General features: G+C 45.4%; 18 protein-coding genes and 1 pseudogene. 11 read left to right on the plus strand and 8 right to left on the minus strand.

The genetic code is table 11. The annotated features are described in order from the left end of the window. The 5 genes from C8R11_RS03505 to C8R11_RS03530 all read left to right on the plus strand — a co-directional run bounded on the left by C8R11_RS03505 (position 1) and on the right by C8R11_RS03530 (position 8,195). A complete protein-coding gene (locus C8R11_RS03505; RefSeq protein WP_107794506.1) occupies positions 1-2,712 on the plus strand; it encodes a site-specific DNA-methyltransferase in 2,712 nt (903 codons plus the stop codon). An 8-nt stretch (positions 2,713-2,720) separates the two neighbouring features. Next, positions 2,721-4,814, plus strand: a complete 2,094-nt coding sequence (locus tag C8R11_RS03510; RefSeq protein WP_244907531.1) for a UvrD-helicase domain-containing protein — start codon at positions 2,721-2,723, stop codon at positions 4,812-4,814. Then, positions 4,811-6,382, plus strand: a complete 1,572-nt coding sequence (locus C8R11_RS03515; protein ID WP_107794507.1) for an ATP-dependent nuclease — start codon at positions 4,811-4,813, stop codon at positions 6,380-6,382. Before C8R11_RS03510 ends, C8R11_RS03515 begins: the two co-directional genes overlap by 4 nt. After that, the gene (locus C8R11_RS03520; RefSeq protein ID WP_107794508.1) at positions 6,367-7,398 is read left to right on the plus strand and encodes an AAA family ATPase; all 1,032 of its coding nucleotides are present in this window, start codon (positions 6,367-6,369) and stop codon (positions 7,396-7,398) included. The genes C8R11_RS03515 and C8R11_RS03520 overlap by 16 nt, the downstream gene beginning before the upstream one ends. A 281-nt stretch (positions 7,399-7,679) precedes the next feature. Next, positions 7,680-8,195 carry an antirestriction protein ArdA gene (locus tag C8R11_RS03530; protein ID WP_107794510.1) on the plus strand — a complete coding sequence of 172 codons (516 nt, stop codon included), beginning with the start codon at positions 7,680-7,682 and terminating at the stop codon, positions 8,193-8,195. Between the two features lie 135 nt (positions 8,196-8,330). On the opposite strand, the gene C8R11_RS03535 is transcribed toward C8R11_RS03530, so the two are convergent. The 5 genes from C8R11_RS03535 to C8R11_RS03555 form a co-directional block, all read right to left on the minus strand. Beyond that, on the minus strand, positions 8,331-14,438 hold the full coding sequence (locus C8R11_RS03535) for a cadherin-like domain-containing protein (RefSeq protein WP_107794511.1): 6,108 nt from the start codon (positions 14,436-14,438) through the stop codon (positions 8,331-8,333). 5 nt (positions 14,439-14,443) lie between these two features. Next, entirely contained in the window at positions 14,444-15,160 is a 717-nt protein-coding gene (locus tag C8R11_RS03540) for a hypothetical protein (RefSeq protein ID WP_146159064.1), read from the minus strand. A 182-nt stretch (positions 15,161-15,342) separates the two neighbouring features. Continuing rightward, complete coding sequence (locus tag C8R11_RS03545; RefSeq protein ID WP_107794513.1) at positions 15,343-16,641, minus strand: relaxase/mobilization nuclease domain-containing protein; 1,299 nt, start codon at positions 16,639-16,641, stop codon at positions 15,343-15,345. After that, positions 16,638-17,081, minus strand: coding sequence for a hypothetical protein (locus C8R11_RS03550; protein WP_219908535.1), 444 nt, complete (start codon positions 17,079-17,081; stop codon positions 16,638-16,640). Before C8R11_RS03550 ends, C8R11_RS03545 begins: the two co-directional genes overlap by 4 nt. After that, a complete protein-coding gene (locus C8R11_RS03555) occupies positions 17,078-17,353 on the minus strand; it encodes a hypothetical protein (RefSeq protein ID WP_107794514.1) in 276 nt (91 codons plus the stop codon). Before C8R11_RS03555 ends, C8R11_RS03550 begins: the two co-directional genes overlap by 4 nt. A 158-nt stretch (positions 17,354-17,511) precedes the next feature. Between C8R11_RS03555 and C8R11_RS03560 the strand changes: the two genes are divergently transcribed. Together C8R11_RS03560 and C8R11_RS03565 are read left to right on the plus strand one after the other, a co-directional pair. Continuing rightward, a complete protein-coding gene (locus tag C8R11_RS03560) occupies positions 17,512-18,570 on the plus strand; it encodes a toll/interleukin-1 receptor domain-containing protein (protein WP_146159065.1) in 1,059 nt (352 codons plus the stop codon). A 331-nt stretch (positions 18,571-18,901) separates the two neighbouring features. Then, on the plus strand, positions 18,902-19,315 hold the full coding sequence (locus C8R11_RS03565; protein ID WP_107794516.1) for a hypothetical protein: 414 nt from the start codon (positions 18,902-18,904) through the stop codon (positions 19,313-19,315). Here the strand turns inward: C8R11_RS03565 and C8R11_RS03570 are convergent. Then, a pseudogene (locus tag C8R11_RS03570) lies at positions 19,305-19,436 on the minus strand (IS481 family transposase); the annotation flags it as partial. The gene C8R11_RS03565 and the pseudogene C8R11_RS03570 sit on opposite strands and share 11 nt — an antisense overlap. 374 nt (positions 19,437-19,810) lie before the next feature. On the opposite strand from C8R11_RS03570, the gene C8R11_RS03575 reads away from it, so the two are divergent. Next, the gene (locus C8R11_RS03575) at positions 19,811-21,379 is read left to right on the plus strand and encodes an AAA family ATPase (RefSeq protein WP_107794517.1); all 1,569 of its coding nucleotides are present in this window, start codon (positions 19,811-19,813) and stop codon (positions 21,377-21,379) included. Between the two features lie 69 nt (positions 21,380-21,448). Here C8R11_RS03575 and C8R11_RS03580 read toward each other — a convergent pair whose 3' ends face one another. Both C8R11_RS03580 and C8R11_RS03585 read right to left on the minus strand, forming a co-directional pair. Beyond that, a complete protein-coding gene (locus C8R11_RS03580; protein ID WP_090701553.1) occupies positions 21,449-21,730 on the minus strand; it encodes an Lpp/OprI family alanine-zipper lipoprotein in 282 nt (93 codons plus the stop codon). Positions 21,731-21,938: 208 nt separating this feature from the next. Next, positions 21,939-22,514 (minus strand): L,D-transpeptidase, encoded by a 576-nt coding sequence (locus C8R11_RS03585; protein ID WP_244907532.1) that lies wholly within the window; start codon positions 22,512-22,514, stop codon positions 21,939-21,941. Between the two features lie 81 nt (positions 22,515-22,595). Here C8R11_RS03585 and C8R11_RS03590 point away from each other — a divergent pair, with 81 nt between their 5' ends. The 3 genes from C8R11_RS03590 to hypE are packed head-to-tail and all read left to right on the plus strand — an operon-like array spanning position 22,596 to position 25,054. Next, positions 22,596-22,841: a HypC/HybG/HupF family hydrogenase formation chaperone gene (locus tag C8R11_RS03590; protein ID WP_090701558.1), complete on the plus strand. Its 246-nt coding sequence runs from the start codon at positions 22,596-22,598 to the stop codon at positions 22,839-22,841. Between the two features lie 3 nt (positions 22,842-22,844). Continuing rightward, complete coding sequence (gene hypD, locus C8R11_RS03595) at positions 22,845-23,996, plus strand: hydrogenase formation protein HypD (RefSeq protein ID WP_107794518.1); 1,152 nt, start codon at positions 22,845-22,847, stop codon at positions 23,994-23,996. Then, positions 23,996-25,054: a hydrogenase expression/formation protein HypE gene (gene hypE, locus C8R11_RS03600; protein WP_107794519.1), complete on the plus strand. Its 1,059-nt coding sequence runs from the start codon at positions 23,996-23,998 to the stop codon at positions 25,052-25,054. The genes hypD and hypE overlap by 1 nt, the downstream gene beginning before the upstream one ends. Positions 25,055-25,083 lie beyond the last annotated feature (29 nt).

The following is a 25,083-nucleotide window of genomic DNA, read 5'->3' on the forward strand; positions in this document are numbered from 1 at the left end:
ATGGCGAGACCGACACCCTTTACCCAAAGAAGCAAAGCCAAAAAGCAGGTAGAAACCCTTACCCACGAAGATGCATCGCGCAAAAATATTCCGACAGCGGAATATGAAGCGGTACTCCACGAGAAAGATAAAAGCTCCGTTCGTGTCGCTTATGAACGGCGCCACCGTGACCTCGACCCTCAGTTAGTGTGGCGAGGTAAGGATGAGCAGGATTGGTCTGATCTTGTTGTTCACGCGCCGCCGCTTTATATTCAGGAAAAGGTTCACCCCAAAGTTCTGATCGATGATTTGCGCCGACAAACCGAGAAGGCTCAGGCGAAAGCTTATGAGCAAAATCAGGGTTTTATGGGCGACCTTTTTGCAGACTTCAATGGGTTGCCAAGTGAAGATGCTAAAACTGAGTTTTATCAACATGATGCACATTGGTCTAATCGCATGATTTTGGGTGATAGCCTGCAAGTTATGGCTTCATTAGCGGAGCGCGAAGGACTACGGGGAAAAGTACAGACTTTATTTTTTGACCCACCCTATGGGATTAAGTTTAATTCAAATTTCCAATGGTCAACCACTACAAGGGATGTAAAAGATGGAAAATCTGAGCACATCACAAGAGAGCCGGAAATGGTTAAAGCTTTCCGCGACACATGGAAGGATGGGATTCATACGTACCTAACTTATTTACGTGATCGATTAACTGTTGCTCGGGATTTGCTCGATGAAACAGGTTCAATTTTTGTCCAGATCGGAGATGAAAACGTACATCGTGTCAGATCAGTGCTGGATGAAGTATTTGGCGATTCCAATTTTATTAGCGAAATTACTTTTCAAAAGACTGGGAGTCAGCCGGGGGCGATGATAGGAAACGTGTCTGACTATATACTTTGGTTTGCTAAAGACAAATCAAAAGTTAAAGCTAAGAAGATATTTTTGCCAAAGGATGGAGATGAAGGCGATTATTCTCCTGATCCACTAACTTCGGATGGTGCGTCGGAAAAAGGAACTGTTGATTTTCTTTTTCAGGGGCAAGTTTTCCACCCTGGCAAAAAGGCCCATTGGAAAACTACGACTTCGGGAATGGAAACACTGGCCCGTGCAGATAGGATAATTAAACAAAGAAAGCAGATTCGACTTAAAAAATATTGGAGCGATAACCCTGTAAAATCACTAACAAATTTGTGGACTGATAGTGGGGGGGCTTCCAATGTCATTTATGTAGTACAAACTAATCAAAAAATAGTTCAACGATGTTTGTTATTGGCAAGCGATCCAGGTGATTTGGTGTTAGATCCCACCTGTGGATCAGGCACAACTGCTTATGTTGCAGAACAGTGGGGGAGACGCTGGATAACTATCGATACCTCTAGAGTATCTCTTGCACTTGCTAGAGCAAGAATAATGGGTGCAAGGTATCCCTATTATTTACTTTCTGATTCTCAAGATGGTCTAGTGAAGGAAGCGGAAATAACTCGCTCAGCTCCTTCTGTCAAACCTACAACAGACAATATTCGCTATGGTTTTGTTTACGAACGAGTACCACACATCACGTTAAAAGCGATTGCTAATAATTCCGAAATTGATGTTATATGGGATAGGTTTCAAAAGGAGCTGGAACCACTCAGAACAGAATTAAACAAGGCGCTAGGACAGGCTTGGGAAGAATGGGAAATTCCTGACGAGATTGATGATAAATCTTCAAAAAAAGCCAAAGAATTACACGTATCTTGGTGGGAGCAGCGCATTGCTAGACAAAAAGAAATAGACGCTTCGATAGCTGTAAAAGCTGATTCTGAGTATCTATACGATAAGCCATACGAAGACAATAAAAAGGTTCGTGTCGCTGGGCCGTTCACCGTGGAAAGCCTTTCTCCGCATCGTGCCCTAACCGTAGGCATTGATGACGAACTGATTGATCCTACAGAGCAGAAAGAAGAGTTTGAAGACGAGCAAGATTTTGTTCAGATCATCCTTGAAAATCTCAAAACTGCTGGCGTACAGCAAGCTAATAAAGAAGACAAAATTGACTTTTTATCACTAGCCCCTTGGCCAGGTGATTTGGTGTGCGCCGAAGGTAAGTATATTGACGAAACTGAGAAGGAGAAACGCGCCGCAATTTTTATCGGGTCGGAATTTGGTACTGTCTCTCGTCCCGATTTGGTCCAAGCAGCTCGAGAAGCCGCTGATGCTGGCTTTGATGTGTTGATCGCTTGCGCCTTTAACTATGATGCGCACTCCACAGAGTTTGAAAAACTTGGTCGCGTTCCGGTACTAAAAGCACGTATGAATGCCGACTTGCACATGGCCGACGACCTGAAAAATACAGGTAAAGGCAATTTGTTCGTGATCTTTGGTGAGCCAGACATTGACGTTATGGATGTAGAAGACGGACAAATACAAATCAAAATTAATGGTGTCGACGTGTTTCACCCTAATACAGGTGAGGTGCGCAGTGATGGTGCTGAGGGTATTGCTTGCTGGTTTATCGACACTGACTATAACGAAGAAAGCTTCTTCGTGCGTCAGGCTTATTTCCTTGGAGCGAATGATCCTTACAAGTCGCTAAAAACGACACTCAAGGCCGAAATCAATCAAGAAGTATGGGATACGTTGAATAGCGATATATCTCGTCCATTTGATAAACCTAAGAACGGACGTATTGCGGTCAAGGTTATCAACCATCTTGGTGATGAGGTCATGAAGGTTTATCGAGTTTAGGGGGTTAAATGGCCATGGAATTTCGCATCTCAGATTCGTTTACCAGTAGCCTCGCTAAGCTAACAAGCGATGAGCAAAAGGCTGTGAAAACCACTGCCTTTGACCTTCAGATAAGCCCTGAAAATCCAGGCCATAGCTTCCACAAGTTGGATCGTGCTCAGGATAAAAATTTCTGGTCGGTACGTGTTAATCGTGACATCCGCATCATTGTTCACCGCTCAAATGCCAGTTTGCTGCTCTGCTATGTCGATCATCATGATGATGCCTATAAGTGGGCCGAAAAGCGAAAGCTTGAAACGCATCCAAAAACAGGCGCGGCCCAGCTCGTTGAAATCAGAGAGCGCGTCGAAGAGATACGTGTTCCTTACTATGTCAATGTGGAGGCCACGCCACCGCCTAAACCCTTGCTCTTCGATGGGTTCAACGATGATCAGTTGCTGGAATATGGTGTACCACCAGAGTGGCTCGCCGATGTAAAGGCATCCGATGAAGATTCGATCTTAGAGTTATCGGGTCACCTGCCCGCGGAAGCGGCAGAAGCTCTTATTGAAATCGCCGTTGGTGGAACACCAAGACCACCTGTGGTCGCTCCTCCAGAGAGCAGCCCATTCGATCACCCCGATGCTCAGCGCCGCTTCCGTACCATGGTTGATACGGAAGAGCTGGAACGAGCGCTCGATGCTCCATGGGAGAAGTGGACAGTTTTCCTTCACCCTGACCAGCAGGAGCTAGTCGAAAAAGATTTTAATGGGCCAGCCCGTGTTTCCGGCTCTGCTGGAACGGGTAAAACCATTGTGGCCTTACATCGCGCAGTGCATTTAGCCAGAGAAAATTCCGAGGCGCGGATTTTGCTCACAACATTCTCTGACATCTTGGCCAATGCACTCAAAGAAAAGCTTAAGCACTTAATCGGAAATACCCCACGACTGGCAGAGCGTTTGGAAATCCATTCAATGGATTCTATCGCCGTTCGGCTGCACAAATTTAATGCCAGCAGTAAACAATTACTCAATCGAGATAAGTTATTTGAACTCATCTCGAAACACTCCCAAGATGCCGAGGGACTTCGCTATTCGACAGCATTCATTTTTGAAGAATGGCTTCAGGTAGTGAATGCCTGGCAGATCAATACATGGGATGAATACAAAAGTGTTCAAAGATTGGGGCGAAAAACCAGGTTGGCGGAAACCCAGCGGCAAGTTTTATGGGCGATATTTGAAAAGGTAAACGCTGAACTCATTGAAACCAATTCAGTTTCTATGGCTGGAATATATCTGGATTTAACTCATTCCCTGGAAGAAAAGGAAAACAGCCCCTTTGACTTCGTAGTGGTCGATGAGGCTCAGGACATAAGCATTCCACAATTACGATTTCTAGCCGCACTTGGTGGTAAAAAGTCAAACGCTCTATTTTTTGCAGGTGATTTAGGCCAGCGCATATTCCAGCAGGCTTTTTCCTGGAAGTCTTTGGGTGTTGATATTCGCGGTAGGTCAAAGACGCTTCGCGTGAATTACCGGACATCGCATCAAATTCGAATGCAATCAGACCGATTACTCGGCCCCAGTGTTGCTGATGTTGATGGCTATGAAGATGATCGAACCAATACAGTATCAGTATTTAATGGCCCAGAGCCAACTATTCGCAATTTTAACACGTACAAAGAAGAAATTGAGTTTGTTTCAAGTTGGTTGTCAAAGCTAACTGAAAATGGATATGAGGCTCACGAAATCGGCTTGATTGTTCGTTCAGACAAGGAAATACCAAGAGCGGTATCGGCAATTGAAAAGGCATGCATAACGTATAAACAGTTAGACAGCTACATTCAGCTTGCGCACGGATACGCATCGATCTGCACAATGCACCTGGCTAAAGGACTGGAATTTAGAGCCGTTGTCGTTATGGCCTGTGACGATGAGATCATTCCTTCACAGGAGCGGATCGAGTCTGTTGCTGACAATGCTGATCTTGAAGAGGTTTATGATACAGAGCGCCATCTGTTATATGTCGCCTGTACCAGGGCAAGAGATAGACTTCTTGTTACCAGCGGGGAGTTGCCATCCGAGTTTTTGGAAGACATGGACTCTTCGGAGGCGCACTCATGAAATACATTGAGAAGCTAAAGCTGTTTAATTTTAAACGCTTTGATGACTTTGAATATGTAGCGAGAGAGAAACGTAATATTTTTATCGGCGACAATGAAGCTGGAAAAAGCACAATTTTACAGGCAATTGACCTAGTTCTAACAGGTAGTCGGTCTCGGGTCGAAAATCTTGGTCTTGAAACACTATTTAACCAAGTCTCAGTTTTAGAGTTTCTAAATGGAGATAAGAAGCTGTCTGATTTACCTAGGATGGCTATCGAAATATTTTTGAATGACCATGGAGAAATATGGCTTGATGGAAAGAATAATAGTGATGAGGTGACGTGCCATGGTCTCAAACTTGTTTGCGAGCCCATGATTGACGAATATGGACAGGAAATTGAGAGCGCATTGGCAAATGAACAGGCTCTTTTTCCATTTGAATATTACAATATCCAGTTCTCAACCTTTTCCGGGCAGCTTTACACCCAAAACAGAAAATTCCTTAATCATATCTTTATAGACAGTTCTCTGATCGGAACGGAATACGCCACTCGACAATATACAAAGTCTTTGTATGAAGCGAATACAAGTCTCGTCGAGCGCCATCAAAATAGTCATGCGTATAGACATACTAAAGCTACTTTTACGTCAGAATCCTTGGTCACGCTGAATGATGCGTTAGATGCAACTAAGTTTGACTTAAAAAATGACGGAAAATCGAATCTTGAGCAGGATTTAATGATTACTCAAGGAGGCATACCTGTCGCTCAAATGGGAAAAGGAAAGCAGTGCTTCATAAAAACTGAATTTGCATTACAACAAAAGGAAGGGGCTAGGCCCATTGATCTAATTCTCATTGAGGAGCCTGAAAACCATCTCAGCCACCTCAATATGAAGAAATTGATCAATGAAATTGAAAAGGCAACGCAGACGCAGATAATTATTGCTACGCACAGTAACAGCGTTTGCTCCCGTTTAGACCTTCATAATGCCTCTCTAATAAGCCCATCTAAAAAGGATCCCGTTTCGCTCTCTGACTTGCCTGATGACACTGCGAGTTATTTCGTTAAAGCGCCAAATAATAAAATACTTGAGTTCATACTTTCAGCCAAAGTGATACTCGTGGAAGGTGATGCCGAATATATGCTCGTCGATGGTATGTATGAAAAGCTATATAGCGAAAAGTTGGAAGACACAAACATACACGTCATTTCTGTCGGTGGTACAGCTTTCAAGAGATATTTGGATTTGGCTTCACTTCTTAAGATAAAAACAGCCGTAACTCGGGATAATGATGGAAATTACCAATCAAACTGTGTAGACAACTATGCTGGTTATGTTGGGGATTCTATTCAGGTATTTAGTGAAACGAACAATGCTAACAGAACCACGCTTGAAAAATGTATTTACCAAGACAATACAGCATTATGTGATGAGTTATTTGCAGCCGGAAGAAGAACACTATCTGTTGAAGACTACATGTTATCTAACAAGGCAGACGCCGCATTAACAATATTGGATGCTGGTATGGATCGCCTTGAAGCTCCAGATTATATCAAGCAGGCTTTCGAATGGATAAGAGGGTAATTTTTGCTGTCGCTGGGTCTGGCAAGACAACGCATATAGTAAACAGCCTTTCTTTTGAAAAGCGGTCGCTTGTCATCACGTATTCTGAGAGCAATTATAATCATCTAAGGCGTAAAATAATTGAAAAATTTGGATATTTACCAGAAAATATAACAGTCCAAACATACTTCACCTTTTTATATTCCTTCTGCTACAAGCCATTTTTGCACTACGCCTGGCGTTCGAAAGGTATTAACTGGGATGTACCACCAGCCTTTACATTACGTCTTAGAAGAACTGACAGAAGATTCTTCATTGATGGCCATTCCCGCCTTTATAGCAATAGGATAGCGAAGCTTGCCCTTGATAACGTCATCGACGATGTGAGAGCGAGGCTAGAAAAATACTACGATGAGTTTTTGCTTGACGAAGTGCAGGATTTTGCCGGACATGATTTCAATCTTTTGAAAGAAATATGCAGGAGCGATATGGATATATTGCTTGTCGGTGATTTCTATCAGCATACATTTGATACAAGCAGAGATGGGCCAACAAATAAAAACCTGTTTCACGACTTTACAAGGTATCAGAAGCACTTTTCTGACATCGACATCACAGTGGATAAAGATACGCTCTCTCGCAGCTATCGATGTTCGTCTTCAGTTTGTGCGTTTGTTATGCAAAGTCTTGGTGTCAATATCGAATCTCACAAAAAAGAAGAGACAGGGGTTTATTATCTTGATGGAGAGAAGATATTTAAAAAGGTTTTCTACGACGATAATGTTGTAAAACTTTTTTTCAAAGAGCATAGCAAATACCCTTGCTATTCAAATAATTGGGGGAAATCTAAAGGGCTGGATCAGTATGACGATGTTTGCGTGGTGCTGTACCCGAAAGCATTTAAAGCTTATACGAGCGGAAATTTTTCTAAACTGCCTGCTTCAAGTAGAAACAAACTGTATGTAGCCTGTACCCGAGCGAACAGAAGCCTGTACTTTATGAATGAGGCAGATATAAAGGACTTAAAGACTAGATAGAATATTACTACCTAAGCAAAGGCTTGCCAGTATTGCAATTATTGAAGAGTACATATGTCGCACCAAAAGGTGCGCCTATTTTAAAACAAATAGAGGGGTTCTTGTTCCCCTCAAAGTAAAGAAAAATGACGGTTTCCACCTGATCCACTGCGTGGGGCAGACCCTCCGCAATTTTTCTGGACTTTTTCACCACCGCCTTAGTCGCCCTAGTCGGCAGAGGTTAAGCGCGAGGCAAAGACGCTTCGCTCAAAACCTCAACACCGATTTAAGGAGAAAAGACTATGAGCACTGAAATCAGAATTTATGTTGCAGATTTGGCGGCATACAATAATGGTAAATTACACGGCGTTTGGATTAACGCGACCGACGATCTGGATGATATTTGGAATCAGGTTAATCAAATGCTGGCCGAAAGCCCCGAAGGGTTCGCGGAAGAATACGCCATTCATGACTATGAAGGATTTGATGGCTATTCATTGGGTGAGTATGAAGGACTTGAAGCCGCGCATGAAATCGCTTGCTTCATTGAAGAATATCCGGATTTTGGCGGTGAATTACTGAATAATGTTGGTGGCAATCTGGATGAAGCTAAAACAGCGGCAGAAGAAAATTATTGCGGCTGCTATAAATCACTCGCGGATTATGCGGAAGAGCTGACCGAAGGCACAACGCAGATTCCTGAAAACCTGGCGTACTATATCGACTATGAGCGCATGGGCCGGGATATAGAGCTAAGCGGCGATATTTTCACCATAGAAACAGGATATGAGGAAGTTCACGTTTTTTGGAACCACTAGAGTAAGTTAGGCGCTATCAGCTCAAGGCTGGCAGCGTTTTTATTTTGAGCGCTTCAAAAAATCGCGCCGCCGAAATCTTGCAGATTTCGGTAAAATGATTTGCGTGAACTTAATCTCACACAAATGATTCTGGATTTAAACCGTAATCAAAATGCCGCTGGTTTCCAATGCCTCTTCATTCGTGAGCCCCGTTACACCTGCAAGCGAGGCAATCTGAACAAAGCTGTCTCCGCCGCCATCAACATCAACGGATAGGGTGCTGTTCGCTCCATTGTCCGTAATTTGCACAAAATCATTAATCGCATCGCTTAATGGATCATAAGCTGATATGAGATCAGAAACATCAAGCCGGTCTCCATCCGCGATATTCATATAGATTTTATCAATGCCGCTATCACCTTGCCGGAAGACAAATGTATCAGCGCCTGCGCCGCCAACAAGAGTATCTGCGCCGTCGCCGCCATATAAAATATCGTCACCGTCACCTGAGCTTAGAGTATCATTCCCGCTACCACCATCCAGATAATCATCCCCGCCGCGATAATCATACAAGGTATCATCACCGCTACCGCCAAACAGACGAGAATTATTGGTGCCGCCCAACATTTTATCGTTTCCGTCCAAACTATGTACAGAATGATAGCTGCCTGCGTTGTAAAGATAATCGCCACTATCGCTCATCAGGTAAATGCCTGCGCCAAGCAGGGCGGACAAGGTATCGCCGGAAAGACTGTCCATTTCTTGCGCGTTTAGGTCAGCAAGAATAGCGTCCGCGCCCTCATAATCGGCATTTTGCACAAGAGTTTGCAGCGCGTTATTCACATCACCGCCGCCGCCCGTAGCCGCCTGCACATCGATATTTACCGTCGCGCCGCCCGTGTCCACGCCATCGGAGATGGTATAGGTAAAGCTGTCTGCACCAGAGAAATTAGCGCCGGGCGTATAGGTGAGCGTACCATTCGCATTTTGCGTAACGGAGCCATGCAGCGCCGCACCAGACTGCGTCACAGAAAGCGGGTCGCCATCCGGATCACTATCGTTAGACAACACGTCAATGATGACAGATGTGTCTTGCGCTGTTACTGCGCTGTCATCCTCAGCTACAGGCGCGGCATTGACCGCCGTGACCTGCACAAAAACGCTGGCCGTATCTGTGTCCACACCATCAGAGATGGTATAGGTAAAGCTGTCCGCGCCAGAGAAGTTAGCGCCGGGCGTATAGGTGAGCGTACCATTCGCATTTTGCGTGACGGAGCCATGCAGCGCCGCACCAAGCTGCGTCACAGAAAGCGGGTCGCCATCCGGATCACTATCGTTATTCAAAATATCTATAACCTTGGCGGTGTTCTTTGTTGTTACAACGCTGTCATTGACCGCTACTGGAGAATTATTTGCATTAACAACGCTTCCAGTATCGATCACATCTTGAATATTAACGCCTGAATTGCCGTAGAGAACCGCAATCTCGGTTGCATTGCCGGGGCCTTGCCCGTCCGCGTCCACAAAAACGTGAGTTGAAAACCCATCGCTTGTAAGCTGAACAAAATCACCAAGGGCATTTTGCGCAGGATCATAACCGGTTAACATATCCAAAACATCAAGCCGGTCTGCATCCGCAATATTCATATAGATTTTATCAATACCGCTATCACCTTGCCGGAAGACAAATGTATCAGCGCCTGCGCCGCCAACAAGTGTATCTGCGCCGTCGCCGCCATATAAAACATCATCACCGTCACCTGAGCTGAGATAATCATCGCCATCGCCACCATTCAGGTAATCATCCCCGCCGCGATAATCATATAATTTGTCATTACCGTCGCCGCCAAACAGACGGGAATTATTGGTGCCGCCAAATATTGTGTCATTCCCGCCCAAACTATGCACAGAATGATAGCTGCCTGCGTTGTAAAGATAATTGCCACTATCGCTCATCAGGTAAATGCCTGCGCCAAGCAGGGCGGACAGGGTATCGCCGGAAAGGCTGCCCATTTCTTGCGCGTTTAGGCCAGCAAGAATAGCATCCGCGCCCTCATAATCGGCATTTTGCACAAGAGTTTGCAGCGCGTTATTCACATCGCCGCCGCCCGTAGCCGCCTGCACAGTGATATTTACCGTCGCGCCGCCCGTGTCCACGCCATCGGAGACGGTATAGGTAAAGCTGTCTGCACCAGAGAAGCCAGCATCCGGCGTATAGGTAAGCGTACCATTCGCATTTTGCACGACAGAGCCATGCAGCGCCGCACCAAGCTGCGCCACAGAAAGCAGGTCGCCATCCGGATCACTGTCGTTAGACAACACGTCAATGATGACAGATGTGTCTTGCGCTGTTACTGCGCTGTCATCCTCAGCGACAGGCGCGGCATTGACAAGAGCAGGCGTAAATACACCGCTTGCCACGTCATATGTGCCATCAGCAAAGCGCAGCGTTTCAACTTTTCTGAGCCTATCGTTGCCTTCGTTTCCGACTGTATCACTTACATACGTATAATAGGTATCAGCGGTGATGCTAAAATCAGCGTAATAACCCTGGTAAACGGATTCATCAATGCCGCTACCGCCATCAATATCATCATCTCCGGCCCCGCCATGTAAGATGTCATTGCCTTCACCGCCATAAAGGTTATCATCCCCACCATACCCAAAAAACGTATCATCGTCAGAAGCATCTTTTCTCACCCAATAAAAATTTTCAGCCGCATCGGTGCCATGCACTTCGATCTCTAAATCAGTAAGATTAATCACAGACCCATCTGAGAATTTCAAATGTTCAAGCGCGTAATCGTTAGACAGATAATCAAGGTCATAAAGTTCTATTTCCATGGAATTGCCATTTTGATCTTCTATAAATAGATCATTGCCCCGCCAAATGTTGGTATCGGTTTTTGCATAGGCCACGCGGTATATATTCAAATCAGAAAATGTAATTCCCGGCCCAAATAACAGCGTATCCGTGCCACTAGAGTCGCTTATAGTGTCCTTGCCAGAACTAAATAAATAGGTGTCGTCATCATTTGGCCAGCCATAGCCGCCATAAAATCTATCATCGCCATCGGTACCAATTGTTAGAAAGCTTTGATCGGCTAACTCGGCAGTTGAGCCATCATGAAACTGCAACGTTTGTACAATCTGATAGGCTGTGCCGATAAACTGCTGCCAAATAGAAATTGAGCCTAAACCATCAACATCAATTTTGGCATCCAATATTTGTGGATTACCTTTTCGCGGATCATTATAGCGATAAAAATTGAGATCACTCAGCGTCACATTTTCCGGCAGGGTGATTGTGTTTTGCCCGCCGCCACCAGTGCGGATAATGTCATTGCCGCTTTCATAGTGATAAATATCATCGCCGCTTCCCAGAAGCGCCACATCATTACCGCTACCGCCGTAAACTACGCCATTGGCGTCCAACGGGGCGAACGTGTCATCACCTGAGCCGCCATACATTGTGACGTTCCGGCCGGCAGCCATCCCTCCCGCAGTGAGTTGATCATTACCTTCGTAGCCATAAATCGCCGCATCGCCTAGCATATGCCAGCGTTGTCCTACATTTACGCCAAAGCTATTATCATGCCGATCGCCGTGATAGGTCGCGAAGAAGGTAGAAAAATCGATGATTGTTCCATCATCAAAATGCAGTTCGTCAATGATTTCATAAGCATTTGCACTAATATCCTGAATTGAAATCGTGCCGCGCCCGGCAACTTTAATAGTGTTGAATTCTCCATTGGGCGTGTTATTCAAAACCTCTGACAGATGAAAGCTGACATCTTCGAGCGTGATCCCCGCGCCAAAGCGAATGGCATCCGTGGTCGTTTGATAATCAGTGCCACCATGGCCTAAAAGAATGACATCATCGCCATAGTCATATTGGAAAATATCGTTTCCAAAGCCATCTATATATGTGTCATTTCCTTTGCCTCCAATGTAAATATCATCAGAGATGCCGTTATTAGGCCCCGGCGTTGCATCTTCAATAAACACATCATCGCCATCACCGCCATAAAGCGTGTCACTTTCATAGCTGCCGGTGATTTCATCATCAAAAGCTGTTCCGGTAACACTATCCCCACCATCGGCTGCCTGCATTACATTAACGCTTAGCGTGTTTATAACATCGCCCCACCCGAGAGCGCCGCCGCTACTATCGCTCACAGCCGTTTCCAGCATCGTGACCTCGGCAGGGGTTAAATTTATGATCTCTTGCGTATTATCCAGATATTTCGCGAAACCATTCCAGAAACCCAGAAGATCTGCATGCCCGGTTGCTTCGGCTTCGAGCAAATCAAGCGCAGTTTGCGAAAGCGCGAATGTCCCTTCAAATGTGTCTGAGAATGGGCTATAGCTCACCCCGCTATCAAACAGCGCATTGCCGCCGCTTTGGAACACCAGCCGCGCGGTTAAAGCATCCACTAAATTCTGATAGCTTTCCGTGATTGCGCTTATGCCATCTATGGCTCGCGGCATTAGCCCCGTCCGGTCAAACCATGTCCCGACATATTCCGTGTTTTGCCCCATGAATGTACGCACGAAATGATATTCAGGCATGAGGTTATAAAGCCCGTTATCACTAAAATCCGGATTTGCGCGCATAGCGGCTTCATCAATCCCGGCCCATGCATAAAGAATATCCTCCACCTCGCCGCGCACCGCATCAAACTGCCCGAACATCTCTTCAAATGTATGGCTGGTTGCAAAGCTCTGCATTTGTTCCAGCAAACCGCCCGCGCCGTTATCAAGGCTCATGGCAATATGCAGATCGGGGAGCTGTCCATAGCCGCGCAATGTCGGCAAAAAGAGCGTGCGCACATCGAGCGTATAATCCCCAGCATAATATGCATCCATCAAATCCGTATTCAGCCAGGCATCGACAATCTCGCGCTCTGCGCCATCGCTCATCGTTACGGTTGAAAAATGCGTGACCCTGTGACCCTCGATTTCCTCCGCAAAGGGGCCTTCGCCTAGTTTCGTCACCACCCCAGCCAGATCAATGCTTTCAATTCCGGCCCCGTCAAGAGTGATCAGCTCTCCGGCATCGGTCACGCCATCGCTATTCGCATCTTGCCAGACTTGTAAATCGCCCCACACCGTATCAAGCGCGGAGATTTGCCCATCGCTATTGCTATCAAACACCGACAAAGCCGCAAAGCCGTTATGGTCGTCAATATCTTCTTGAATCGTGGTCATCAAATAGGACCGCCCGTATTTTGAGCCGAACATTTCCTCCACGCTTTCAATCTGCCCGTCGCCGTTCAGATCATGGACAAGAAAACCATCATCAGCCCCCACCCAGCCCATTTTTACAGCCACATCATTGCCGAGGAAATCGAAATAAACGCTGGAGTTTTCAAACGAAATCAGCTCAATCCCGCCTCCGTCCATATCAATTATAAGCGGGCACCCTCCGGACAAAGCAGGCCGCTCTCCGGGTTCACCGTCTATCGGCGCAAGAGCATCTTGAAGCCATGGAGCAAGCTCACCTATAATTGCATCCGGATTACCCAAAGCCCAGCCGTAATCGTCAGGAACACCAGATACGTCGCTAGGAACATTATATAAATCGTCCAGGATTCCCCCAACAGCATCACCAAATAAATCCTTCAGGAAATCTCTGCGAACATTTGGGTCAGACATTACATTCGTCATACCCCCATGAAGATTACGCGCAAACTCCATTGCCTCAGGAAGCCCTTGCGGGTCACTGATCGCTTGTACCATGAAGAAAGGCGGAATTATGATAGCGCCCCCGGCTTTTGCAGTAAGAACAGCATCCTGCATCACATCCGCCGGATTATCATTGCGCATCCAGTCAACCCAAAGCCCATCCGGATCACTAGATTCATTAAGCATTTTGTTTGGCAGCCAGTCGTTAACGTTTAGGCCTTGAAAAAGATACTCTGCATTATGGTATTGTTGAATATCGGAACGTCCAGGTGTTTCACCTTGGTTGTCGATATAGGTTTGCATGTGCCGTTCGGCTAAACGAAAGTTCGTATCAACCCATTTTTGTGATCCATGTTCAAAACCGCCGCCATTATTTTGCGCGGCGCTTTCTGCAAAGCCATTCGCCCACTTGCCTTGCCATGTGTTGTTCTCTGTAACGCCCAAGCCCAAACGGCCATAATCTTCACCTTTATCATTCAAATAAGAGTAAAAATCACGACTTCTTTCGGTTTTAGATTTTGTTTGATCACCAAGAATTGCTAGTGCTTCTGTGCGTTCAGTTTGTGAAAGTCCCATGGTGCTTATTCCTGTTCTTTAAAGGGTAGAGAAGATTGATGTTTTTCCAATGTTTCCAAAAGTCTATTTGGCCGTATATATTCCAAGGAATCGATAAACTGAATGGCTGCCTCTCTTTGCGCCCGCCAATTTGGAAGCTCTTGGATGCGCCAGTGAATATCGTATAGAAGCCCCTTATCTATAAATCTGTGCTCACAACCCGGAATTTCATACTTCCCCGGCGGACTACAGCGTAAATAGCTTTTGACTGATCCATCGCTACTTCTTTCTATAAGAATGTCATTCTGAATATTTGGACCATAATTCGGGTCCGGTGATATAGGTTCAGGAACTTGATGGACATATTTTTCTAGTCCATAGACTAGGTTCTCTTCTTTTTTAAAATCTGCGCTGCGCATATGTTCCTTTACAACAGGATTGAACGAAGGTCTATTGGCTTCATTCTGCAAAAGCATTCCTCGCATTCGCCCTGCACTGATGAGCTTTTGGCGCTCCGCTTTGTGTTGAGAATATTCTGGCAAAACCTCAAATCCCGGCAAAGAGTATTCCAGCACAACACTTTCTGTATCTTTTCCATATGCGCCCGCGCCGTCAAAATATCCTTTGGGAACCTTAAAAACTCGCCCGGCGATTTCAACCCGCACCGCACTTGAATCTCTCTCTTCCGGTAAACAACTAGATATTGTTAACCCAACAAACAACAGTAATAAAAACTTTTCCATTTTCAACTTCCCTTCAATCGTAAGCACCATAATGATCGATTTCAGGGATGTCAAAGTTTATCTATATATCAATAGATTAAGACAACCTGCGGATGTCAATAACAAAAAACCCACCATTAAGTTTTCCCTGCGCGTAATTAATCCCCCGGCCCAGCGCATATACAACCATTGAGCGCCAAATATCAGAGCAACCAATCCGGGCCGCGCTGGCGGGGCTGTGGACGGCTGCGGTTTTGTTCTTGTCGCTGTGTTTCGAGCTGCTCAATACGTTGCTGACGCATATCTTGATACTGCGACTTATCGCGCTCCAGCTCATCCAGCCGGTGAAATTTCAGCGCTTCCAACCGCTCGATACGTGATTGTAGGGTGCGGCTTGTTTCAAGCTGGCTAAAAATCAGCGTATCGCGCTCTTTCTGCTGGTCTAATTTGATCTGCCAAGCGTCCTGTTCGTTACGTTCTTCGATTTTGCGCCGCTTTCCGGTAATGCGGTCAAACAGACCGCGAAACCCTTTGTTAAGATTATTGCGCCATTCCTGCTGTTTGTGTTGCCAATGCAAATGCTGTCCATCGCGCAGTTTTTGCCGCTTAATCTTGTGCTGGCGCGTCATTGATTGGCGCTTTTCTTCAAGCTGCGCCATGCGGGCTTCAAATGCGCTTGCTTGTTCTTGAAACAGCGTATCCAGCCGCAAGGTCATATCCTTCGCAATCAGGATTCTGGCCTCATCGACCAACGGCAAGCTTTGCTCATCGCTCAATTTACTGCGCACTTTCTTTGCTTTAATGCCAACCCACTTTGAAATAGCAAAAACTTCACCCCGATGATCCACCGCGACAAAGCCGCGCCGATCACCACGCGCAAGGACATAGCCTTCTTCTTTCAATGCATGAGCAAAACCGCCTTGTGTATCGTTGGCCGACCAGCTTTCTTGAAACACGGCCTTGATTTGTTTCGGGTCTTTACCAATGCGCTTGGCCTGTTGCCACTGCGCCAGTGTAAAGTTACGCGGATCGCGGGCATGAGACTGCTTTAACCCAGTGGGCATCTCCCAGCCATGTTCCAGAAACAATTCACGCGATAGGCCGCTCAGCTTACGTTTGGTAAAAGAAAGCTGCACCGCTTTCATTTCCGCTGCGTTAATCCGTGACCACACAGCATGACAATGCCTGCGCCCTTTCTTTTCATGAAAGACGATAGCGCGGGGCTGGCCAGTTAAACCAAGTTTTTCCTCGGCTTGCTCAATGGCTTGTTTAAAGACTTTAGTCGAAACATTTTCATCTTTTGGTGGATTAAGGCTGAGCGAGAATAAAAACTGCTTGCAGCGCGTGGCGAGGCTAATCGCATAGGCTTCATTCAGCGCGGCGATAAGGTTATGCGAGGCAAAGCCGCGCACTTCGTGAACTTCGACATGCTCATTTTCTTCTTTGAGCAGGTGCAAAGCCAAATTCTTGGCCCCGCCGCGCTGGTTGCCAACAAGGATCATTCATCTTGCTCCGGCACTACGCCAAGGGCTGCAATGAGCAAGGCTCGCATGGTCTGAATTTCCCGGCAAGCTTGCTCAATCTCTTTCTCAATTTCCGGGGTTATATCGAGCGCGCCCATATTGGCGGCTTTGGCCAGTTGGTTAATATTGGAAGCCAGCCGTGACTGGCCCAATTCACTCAGCACCAGTGCGAGCATAGCGCTATCAACGGTCGGCTTTTTAACCTTGCGGCGTTTTACGGCCTTTGCGCCAAACAGGCGATCACGAATATAAGACCCCAGCGGTTGATTACCCGCCATTTCATTCAGCCGCTTGCGTTCTTCGACCGTGAGGCGCAAAGAAAATGGCGGCGTATAGCGCCGTTTGGGTTTGTTGCGGGGGCGGGCCGCACTGACCGAAAACGCATCACCCACAGATAAAGTATTGATAGAGCCGCTCATGGTGTCGGCTCCTGTGTTTGGCTTTGAAAATATGGAACATGATCTTCAAGATAATTGTTCCATTGCGCCAGCGTATCGAAAAGCTCTCGGCATGTTTCTGCGCTGAATGCCGAATTTAGCTCTGATGCAGACGCCTTGTTATTCCGGCTGCACTCTGGTAAGTTCTCATTTTTTTGGTTCGAGATAACCCCCGAACCGCCCACCAATAAAATCAATGGATTATATATCAAATTGATTTTCTGACTTGCTCCGCGTTTTAGTATTTCTTCCACATACTTAGACACTCGCTTGTAAATAATTCAAAATCTATGTTTTCAGGATTCGATTATTTTGCAACTTTCTTCTGAGTTGGTTTAATCAAATCTCCTTTTCTAATGCGGATATAATATTTAGTCATGGCAACATTCGGATGTGATGTACAGGGAAAATAGTGGACAATCAAAAAAGCGTTGAGCTGCTTTGTGCCGGAGTATCGGAATGGAATCGATACCGCGACGACACAATGGATCTTTCACATTTGGACATACGAAACGCCAATTTATCGCGCGCAAATTTTGGTGCAACCAACTTTGACGGCACTCGCCTTTTAAATGTGAATATGTCCAATTGCGATTTGATTCGTGCAAGGTTTAATGGCGTTTCAGCAACACTGACCGATTTTAGCGAATCAAGTTTTGATGACGCTGAAATAAAAGGTACTGATCTTAATAAATGCTGTTTGAACAAATCGACAATCCATAGGATTGAATCCTATCTATGGAAGAACCGGCATACTTCGTTTGTTGGCGCAGAGATTAACGCTTTAAAACTGAGTCATGCACATTTCTACAACTGTAATTTTACAGCGTGTAAATTTCACGGCGATTCATTTGATGCTACGGACATTAAACGTGGCCAGATAGATTCCAAACTGGAATCATATCTTGCTAAAAAGGGTGTTAACTTTGAATTGGTTCGTCAACCCTATACGGATGACTGGATTGATTGGGAAAACGTTCAGCTTCCCAAAGATTCCAAAGAATTTGGGGTAATCATATATAACTATGAAGCTTATTGGATAACAGAAAACAGATGGGATGTTTTTATCAGCTATCAGACAGCTCAGAAAGGTTTTGCCAACAATCTGGCCGATGAAATAAAAATGAGAGGGCTTAAGGTTTGGTTTGATTCTGCAACGTTAGCCGCAAATGACTCTTTGCTGCAATGTATCAATGTTGGGCTGAACGCATGCCCATTCGGGGTGGTTATTTTAAGTGAGGAATACTTTGGCCGGAAATGGACCGAGTATGAATTAAAGAAGCTGTTATCAAAAAAAATGATCATAATTCTGCATGATATACAGCTTGATAAAGTGGTATCTTTTTATCCAGGGTTAGACGACAAAATTATGCTGACATCTGAACTTGGCGTAAAGAGTCTTTCTCATATGATTGCTGAAACTATCAGAAGACCCCCGAGAAATCTCTTATCAGGTGTCGCAGATCAATAGCCTAGAAAATGAAATTTAGTTTTCCTGTAATTCAAATGTAAAAGTGTGGATTTAATCGGGAATTTTCAAAAACAGAATTGAAAGTCAGATCAGTCTTTCTATTAGAAAGCGTTGGTTAACTCTGAGTACGCCCATTTTTTACAACACGGCTTTAGCCCTTATTGTCGAAATATTTTACTTTTATATTGTATTGCAGGAGGGGGTAATAAATAATTTATTGAATTTACAGCTTATGTCAAAACAGGCTTAATTTTTGCTTATAAACTGGGTATATATCTGACTCCATAAGTCAAGGGTAGCGATTGCGGCCATTAATAAGGGATGCTATGAAATGAATAAACTGATTACTGTAGTTTTTGTTGCTTTGGGTGTTATGTTTGGACCTATATCCTATAGTAAGGCGGATCCGGTTACTCTTGAATGGGATGGAATGGGTTGCTCGGAGAACGTCATCTTTGACTTCGACTTGCAGCATTTGCCTGACCAGAATACTTATACGCTGGATGGCAAGGCGGTGGCGAAGTCCAATGGATTTACATATCCTGCCAGAGGAAGCACTGTTTTCAACCCTGTAACGAGCAACTTCCAGGTCTCCATTTTATATACGTCGGCTACTGGCGAGACTTTCGCGCTTGGAGCGTCGCTGAATACCTCCACACTCAGTGGCGATGGCACCATGCAGCGTATTGCACATGGTACTGTTGGCAAAGATTGTAAAGGCATCCTGAGTGTCATATTGAATTAAATTGATAATAACTGTCCCGGCTATAGCGCATCACCTTGCACGCTTGTTGAACGTTTTTACGTCACCTGGCCAGTTCCAATAAACCCAGTTTCGGTTTGATATGATTTTCTATTTGAGTCATATCCATCAAGCCTTTATCTGTTATTTAAAAATAACGCAGTGTCAGATTAAATCGATACTTCTATGTATATAGTGCGGATTCAAGTAGCAACTGTCCGTTGTAGGGTTGAAAAAAGTCTCGTTTATTTATCCTTCCTTGAAGGACTTCAGTAATAAACTGCCAACTTTGTCAAAGATAATCAAGCTGGTTTTACTATATTCCTTAATTTTTACTGGTGGAGAAACCGTCTCAGTCAAGCCCATATATTCGCAGCGTTGGATTCAATTCTAAATTCACTCTGAAAAACGGTCTCGTTGTTATTGCATTCAAGATTGATCAGGCCACAGCCGTTGCAAGACTATTACATTACCGAATAATCGCATAAGAATTGCCATATGAACGAACGCGCTCAAATTAACGAACTTTCAGCTTTAATACGCGCCAGAGTCCCGTTGATTCTGATTGAAACCCATGAAGAACCGCGCATGCTGAAATTGCTGACGCAGGCAGCCAATCTGGAGAATCAACTGATGATGCGCTGGAGCATTGTTGATGGACTTGGCCGGGTTATGGGGACTGGCGGCGGGTTTGTGGGCGGCATTCAAGCCGCTAAAGCAGGTGATGATCATGGCAAAGCCATTTATCAGACAAACGAGTTAATTGACTGTCTCAGGCATATCGATAAATCTTTACAAAATGGTGTTTACGTATTATGTGACGCACATCCTGGATTCAAAGATGCTGTTGTTGTGAGGTTGATTCGGGAAATCGCGATGGATCACGCAAAATGCGGTCGCACACTGGTATTTGTCAGTCCGACTTTGGAAGAGGTTCCCTCGGAATTATTGCGGCTGGCAGGACATTTCAAACCGAGACTGCCGTCACGGGACGATATTAAAGCAATCGTCATCAATGAAGCGCAATTATACCAGACGCAGAATGGTAATAAAGTCCGCGGTGATCGTCATACGGTTGATCTGCTCATTATGCATCTGCTTGGACTTGAATTCGAAGATGTGCGTCGTCTGGTACGCCAGGCGTTGCGGGCCGATGGTGAAATTAATCAGAATGATATTCGCCGTATACTGTCAATTAAGCATAAAGCATTGGGTGGGGCCGGGGTGCTCGGCTTTGAAGAATCAGTGCTCAAGTTTAACGCTGTTGGCGGACTTGCGCGGATGAAGCATTGGGTCACACTGCGTCATAAACCGTTTCTTGATCTCAAGACGGCAGCACTGGATAGACCGAAAGGAATATTGTTACTCGGAGTGATGGGCGGGGGTAAAAGCCTGGCAGCGCGCGCAATTGCCGGGGAGTGGAACGTGCCGTTGATGCGTCTGGATTTTGGTGCGGTCTATAATAAATTTTACGGTGAGAGCGAACGTAATTTGCGTACCGCACTTGCTGCAGCAGAAGGTATGGCGCCTTGTGTATTATGGATAGATGAGCTTGAAAAAGGGCTTGGAGCGGGTGCTTCCGAACAGGATGGTGGCGTGTCTCGGCGTATACTTGGTACATTCCTGACTTGGCTGTCCGAGCGCAGTAGTGCGGCAAAACCTGTATTCATTGTAGCTACGGCCAACGATATATCAACGCTGCCACCTGAACTCATCCGCAAAGGGCGATTTGATGAAATCTTTTTTGTAGACTTTCCGAATGCTGCAGCACGGGAACAGATTTTTGCCATTCATTTAAAGAAACGTGGTTTTGATCCGGCAGTTTTTGACCTGGCCGGATTGGCTGCCAGTGCCAGCAGTTTTTCCGGTGCTGAGATTGAGCAGGCTGTGATTGCCGCTATTTTTGAGGTCAGAGCACGTGATAATAACACTGCGCTTACTTCGGATGATATTCTGCGAGAACTTGAACGCACGCGTCCATTGGCTGTGGTAATGGCGGAGCGGATTGGTAAACTGCGGGCATGGGCTCATGACCGTGCGGTAATGGCCGATGAAATGGAAATATAGAATCGTAAAAAAATACAAGAAACCCCTCAAAACGAGGGGCTTGTTACAAATAGGCCAGAAAACAAAAGCTTATTTTTGCATTGTTTTTCTGAACATACGATCAATTTTTTCTGCTGTATCCATTGAGCGTCTATTTGCTTCATTGGCGATATTGACAGCATCATTTGCTTTTGAGTTGGCAGCAGCAGCTTCTGATTTGGCGGCAGAAACATCAGCAGACAGTCTATCGATTTGAGTTTGCAAATCTCCTCTGGTGGAATCTAAATCACCTGTTGTTGCACATCCTGTTAAACCAATAAATGCGCCGGTTGTTACGATTAATGCCAGTGTACGTTTAATATCTTGGGTCATACTATTTTATCTCCTCTATCTTTTTTTAAAAAACCATTACAACACATGAATTCAACCATCTCATAAACTCACTCCTGATTATTTTCATATCAGTAGCTATCTTGAATATTAGCTGATTTATTCAATAAAATAAATGGGTTCCATGCAAATTTTGGATATCTTTTTAAGAAGCTAAAATATATATGTATCTGAACGACAAAATCCCGTGTCAACGAATCTTAACCATAACGCCGGGTTTTAACCATTTTCCTAATTGATCAATCTGCTTGTTAGTCAGAGCAATGCACCCGTTTGTCCAATGAAATTGGTCATGTATTTCAGGATCGCCTCTACCGATACCATGAATACCGATGAAGCCGCCTAAAATAGTATTTTGAGGGGGTGTTTTCTCCTGATTGGTTGCTTTCAGAATGGTTAACCAGGTCTCTTCTGTGATTCGATTATCTTCGAATGCACGCTGCGCTGTTTCCCGATTGGGATAGTCCAATCCGAAGAAGCGGTAATAGCGGCTTTGTTCATTTATCCAACCGATTCTGAAGTCGCCGAGTGGTGTTTTGTCGTCTTTCGTTATTTTGTGCCAGGTAGTACCAAAACGGCCAATAGCAATATTTTCGAATATATGTTCAACTTTATCGCCTTGCATAACGGTTAAGGTATGTTCGGTTGTGTTAACGTCAACCCATATCCCATTGGCACTGGCACTGAAAGGTAGAATAGAGAAAAAAAGCAGAGAGAGTACACTGCTCAATAAAGCCTGATTATGCATATAAACCTTCCATTCCATGCTATTAGGATCATATATCAATGTGACAGCAAATTATGACATAATCTGCGTATTGCAGAATTAATTTTGTGAAATTATCTAATGTGTCTGGCTATACCCGCACTTGTTGAACGGCTTACATCAGGAGACAACGCGATTGTTAATCTGGCAGGCGTCCGTAAGGAGATTTCGTTGGCATTGGTTGATCAAGTCGAGCCGGGAGATTACGTTATCGTCCATGTAGGTTTCGCATTGCAGAAACTCGACCCCGATGAAGCCGAGAAGACACTGTTGTTGTTTGATGAAATGTCCAATCAGATTGATGAAAATACGCAATCTACTAAATAACGCATGAAATATATCGATGCATTTCGAGATGGGACTCTGGCGCGTAAAATTGCTCATAACATTGCTGTAGAAGCAGATCCGCGTCGCGAATACAGTTTGATGGAGTTCTGTGGAGGTCATACCCATGCGATTTCACGTTATGGCATCGTTGATCTGCTGCCTGATAATATTCACATGATTCATGGCCCTGGTTGTCCCGTTTGTGTTTTGCCGATGGGCAAGTTGGAAAACATGATTCAACTGGCTCAGACACCCGGGCTGATTTTGTGCAGCTACGGCGATATGCTGCGCGTACCGGCTGCAGGGGGCAACAGCCTTTTGAAAATAAAAGCGCAGGGTTGCGACATACGCATGATTTATTCCAGTGCTGATGTTTTGAAAATTGCGCAACTAAATCCGCAGCGTCAGGTGGTTTTTCTGGCGATTGGCTTTGAAACCACCACGCCGCCGACAGCAGTCATTATCAAGCAGGCGCAAGCGCTGGGGTTGACTAATTTCACGGTATTTTGTAACCATGTATTAACACCATCTGCCATATCGCATATTTTACAGTCGCCAGAAATACGACAATTGGGACTGGTGCAATTGGACGGTTTCATTGGTCCTGCGCATGTGTCGACTGTGATCGGCAGTGAGCCTTATCGCTATTTTGCAGAGGAATTTCAAAAACCCGTGGTGATTGCCGGGTTTGAGCCACTTGATGTGATGCAGGCCATTTTGATGCTCATTCGACAGTTAAACGCAGGTCGCGCAGATGTGGAAAATGAATTTACCCGTGCTGTTTTGCCCGACGGCAACCTGAAAGCGCAATTATTGGTGGCTGAAGTGTTTGAGCTACGGCGATCATTTGAATGGCGAGGTCTAGGTCTGGTGCCTTACAGCGCATTGCGCATCAAATCCGGTTTTGCTGACTTTGATGCGGAGCAACGTTTCGACATACCCGTGTTATCAATTGCCGATAACAAGGCCTGCGAATGCGGTGCGATTTTGCGCGGTGTCAAACATCCGCGTGATTGTAAAATTTTTGGGACGGCCTGTACGCCAGAAAATCCGATCGGTTCCTGCATGGTGTCATCAGAAGGAGCCTGTGCTGCGTATTACCGCTATGGCAGATTTCGAGAGCCCCGTCCTGGGAATACAGTGACAAAGAATTAATGCAGCAAACACGCAAAAGAAAAAAAGTCTACACGCGGCCACTGGATTTTAAAAATGGGCTTGTGGAAATGGTGCATGGCAGCGGCGGACGTGCTATGACACAATTGATCGACAACCTTTTTGTGACAGCATTTGATAATCCGTTGTTGCGGCAAATGAACGATCAGGCCAGTTTTATGGGCTACAGCGGGCGTATGGTTATGTCGACAGATAGCCATGTCATCACACCATTATTTTTTCCGGGTGGTAACATTGGCAGCCTTTCGGTTAATGGCACGGTAAACGACGTTGTCATGTCAGGCGCGAAGCCGTGCTATCTTGCAGCCAGTTTTATTCTGGAAGAAGGCTTCCCGCTTGCCGACCTCAAGAAAATTGTGGAATCTATGGCCGCCGCCGCTCGGGCAATCCCTATTCCCATTATTACCGGAGATACCAAAGTCGTAGAGCAGGGCAGCGGTGACGGTGTTTTTATCACCACGACGGGCATCGGTACGGTGCCGGAAGGTGTAAACATTTCCTCGGAGCGCGCCAAACCCGGAGACAAAATACTGCTATCCGGTACAGTAGGTGATCATGGTATTGCAATTATGTTGATACGTGAGGATCTGTCTTTTCAGAGTACGCTCGAATCCGATACCGCATCGCTGCATAGCCTGGTGGCTAGTATGGTCAAAATTGCACCAGATATTCATGTGCTGCGCGATCCGACCCGTGGCGGCATTGCTGCCTCACTTAATGAAATCGCGCAGCAATCTGGTACGGGAATGATACTGTATGAAAATCAGATTCCGATGCAAACTCAGGTAAGCGCTGCCTGCGAATTTCTTGGTTTTGATCCCTTATATATTGCAAACGAAGGTAAGTTGATTGCTATCTGCTCAGCTGAAGATGCTGATAAATTACTGGCGGTTATGCAAGCGCATCCGCTGGGTCAAAATGCTGCCATTATCGGTGAGGTGATTGAAGACAGCCACTCTTTTGTACAAATGGAAACCCGGTTTGGTGGCAGGCGTGTAGTAGACTGGTTGAGTGGCGATCAGTTGCCTCGGATCTGTTGATACCTGCGGGTGAGAAGCAAAATTGAACC

It is taken from the genome of Nitrosomonas aestuarii (genome assembly GCF_003046585.1).
Classification (GTDB): domain Bacteria; phylum Pseudomonadota; class Gammaproteobacteria; order Burkholderiales; family Nitrosomonadaceae; genus Nitrosomonas; species Nitrosomonas aestuarii.

Bases quoted from the DNA above. Each gene is read 5' to 3' on its own strand.
- C8R11_RS03535 (WP_107794511.1), bottom strand. From the start codon at position 14,438: ATGGGACTTTCACAAACTGAACGCACAGAAGCACTAGCAATTCTTGGT.
- C8R11_RS03515 (WP_107794507.1), top strand. From the start codon at position 4,811: ATGAAATACATTGAGAAGCTAAAGCTGTTTAATTTTAAACGCTTTGAT.
- C8R11_RS03530 (WP_107794510.1), top strand. From the start codon at position 7,680: ATGAGCACTGAAATCAGAATTTATGTTGCAGATTTGGCGGCATACAAT.
- C8R11_RS03545 (WP_107794513.1), bottom strand. From the start codon at position 16,641: ATGATCCTTGTTGGCAACCAGCGCGGCGGGGCCAAGAATTTGGCTTTG.
- C8R11_RS03540 (WP_146159064.1), bottom strand. From the start codon at position 15,160: ATGGAAAAGTTTTTATTACTGTTGTTTGTTGGGTTAACAATATCTAGT.
- C8R11_RS03580 (WP_090701553.1), bottom strand. From the start codon at position 21,730: ATGACCCAAGATATTAAACGTACACTGGCATTAATCGTAACAACCGGC.
- C8R11_RS03520 (WP_107794508.1), top strand. From the start codon at position 6,367: ATGGATAAGAGGGTAATTTTTGCTGTCGCTGGGTCTGGCAAGACAACG.
- C8R11_RS03565 (WP_107794516.1), top strand. From the start codon at position 18,902: ATGAATAAACTGATTACTGTAGTTTTTGTTGCTTTGGGTGTTATGTTT.
- C8R11_RS03510 (WP_244907531.1), top strand. From the start codon at position 2,721: ATGGCCATGGAATTTCGCATCTCAGATTCGTTTACCAGTAGCCTCGCT.
- hypD (WP_107794518.1), top strand. From the start codon at position 22,845: ATGAAATATATCGATGCATTTCGAGATGGGACTCTGGCGCGTAAAATT.
- C8R11_RS03505 (WP_107794506.1), top strand. From the start codon at position 1: ATGGCGAGACCGACACCCTTTACCCAAAGAAGCAAAGCCAAAAAGCAG.
- hypE (WP_107794519.1), top strand. From the start codon at position 23,996: ATGCAGCAAACACGCAAAAGAAAAAAAGTCTACACGCGGCCACTGGAT.
- C8R11_RS03575 (WP_107794517.1), top strand. From the start codon at position 19,811: ATGAACGAACGCGCTCAAATTAACGAACTTTCAGCTTTAATACGCGCC.
- C8R11_RS03590 (WP_090701558.1), top strand. From the start codon at position 22,596: ATGTGTCTGGCTATACCCGCACTTGTTGAACGGCTTACATCAGGAGAC.
- C8R11_RS03585 (WP_244907532.1), bottom strand. From the start codon at position 22,514: ATGGAATGGAAGGTTTATATGCATAATCAGGCTTTATTGAGCAGTGTA.
- C8R11_RS03550 (WP_219908535.1), bottom strand. From the start codon at position 17,081: ATGAGCGGCTCTATCAATACTTTATCTGTGGGTGATGCGTTTTCGGTC.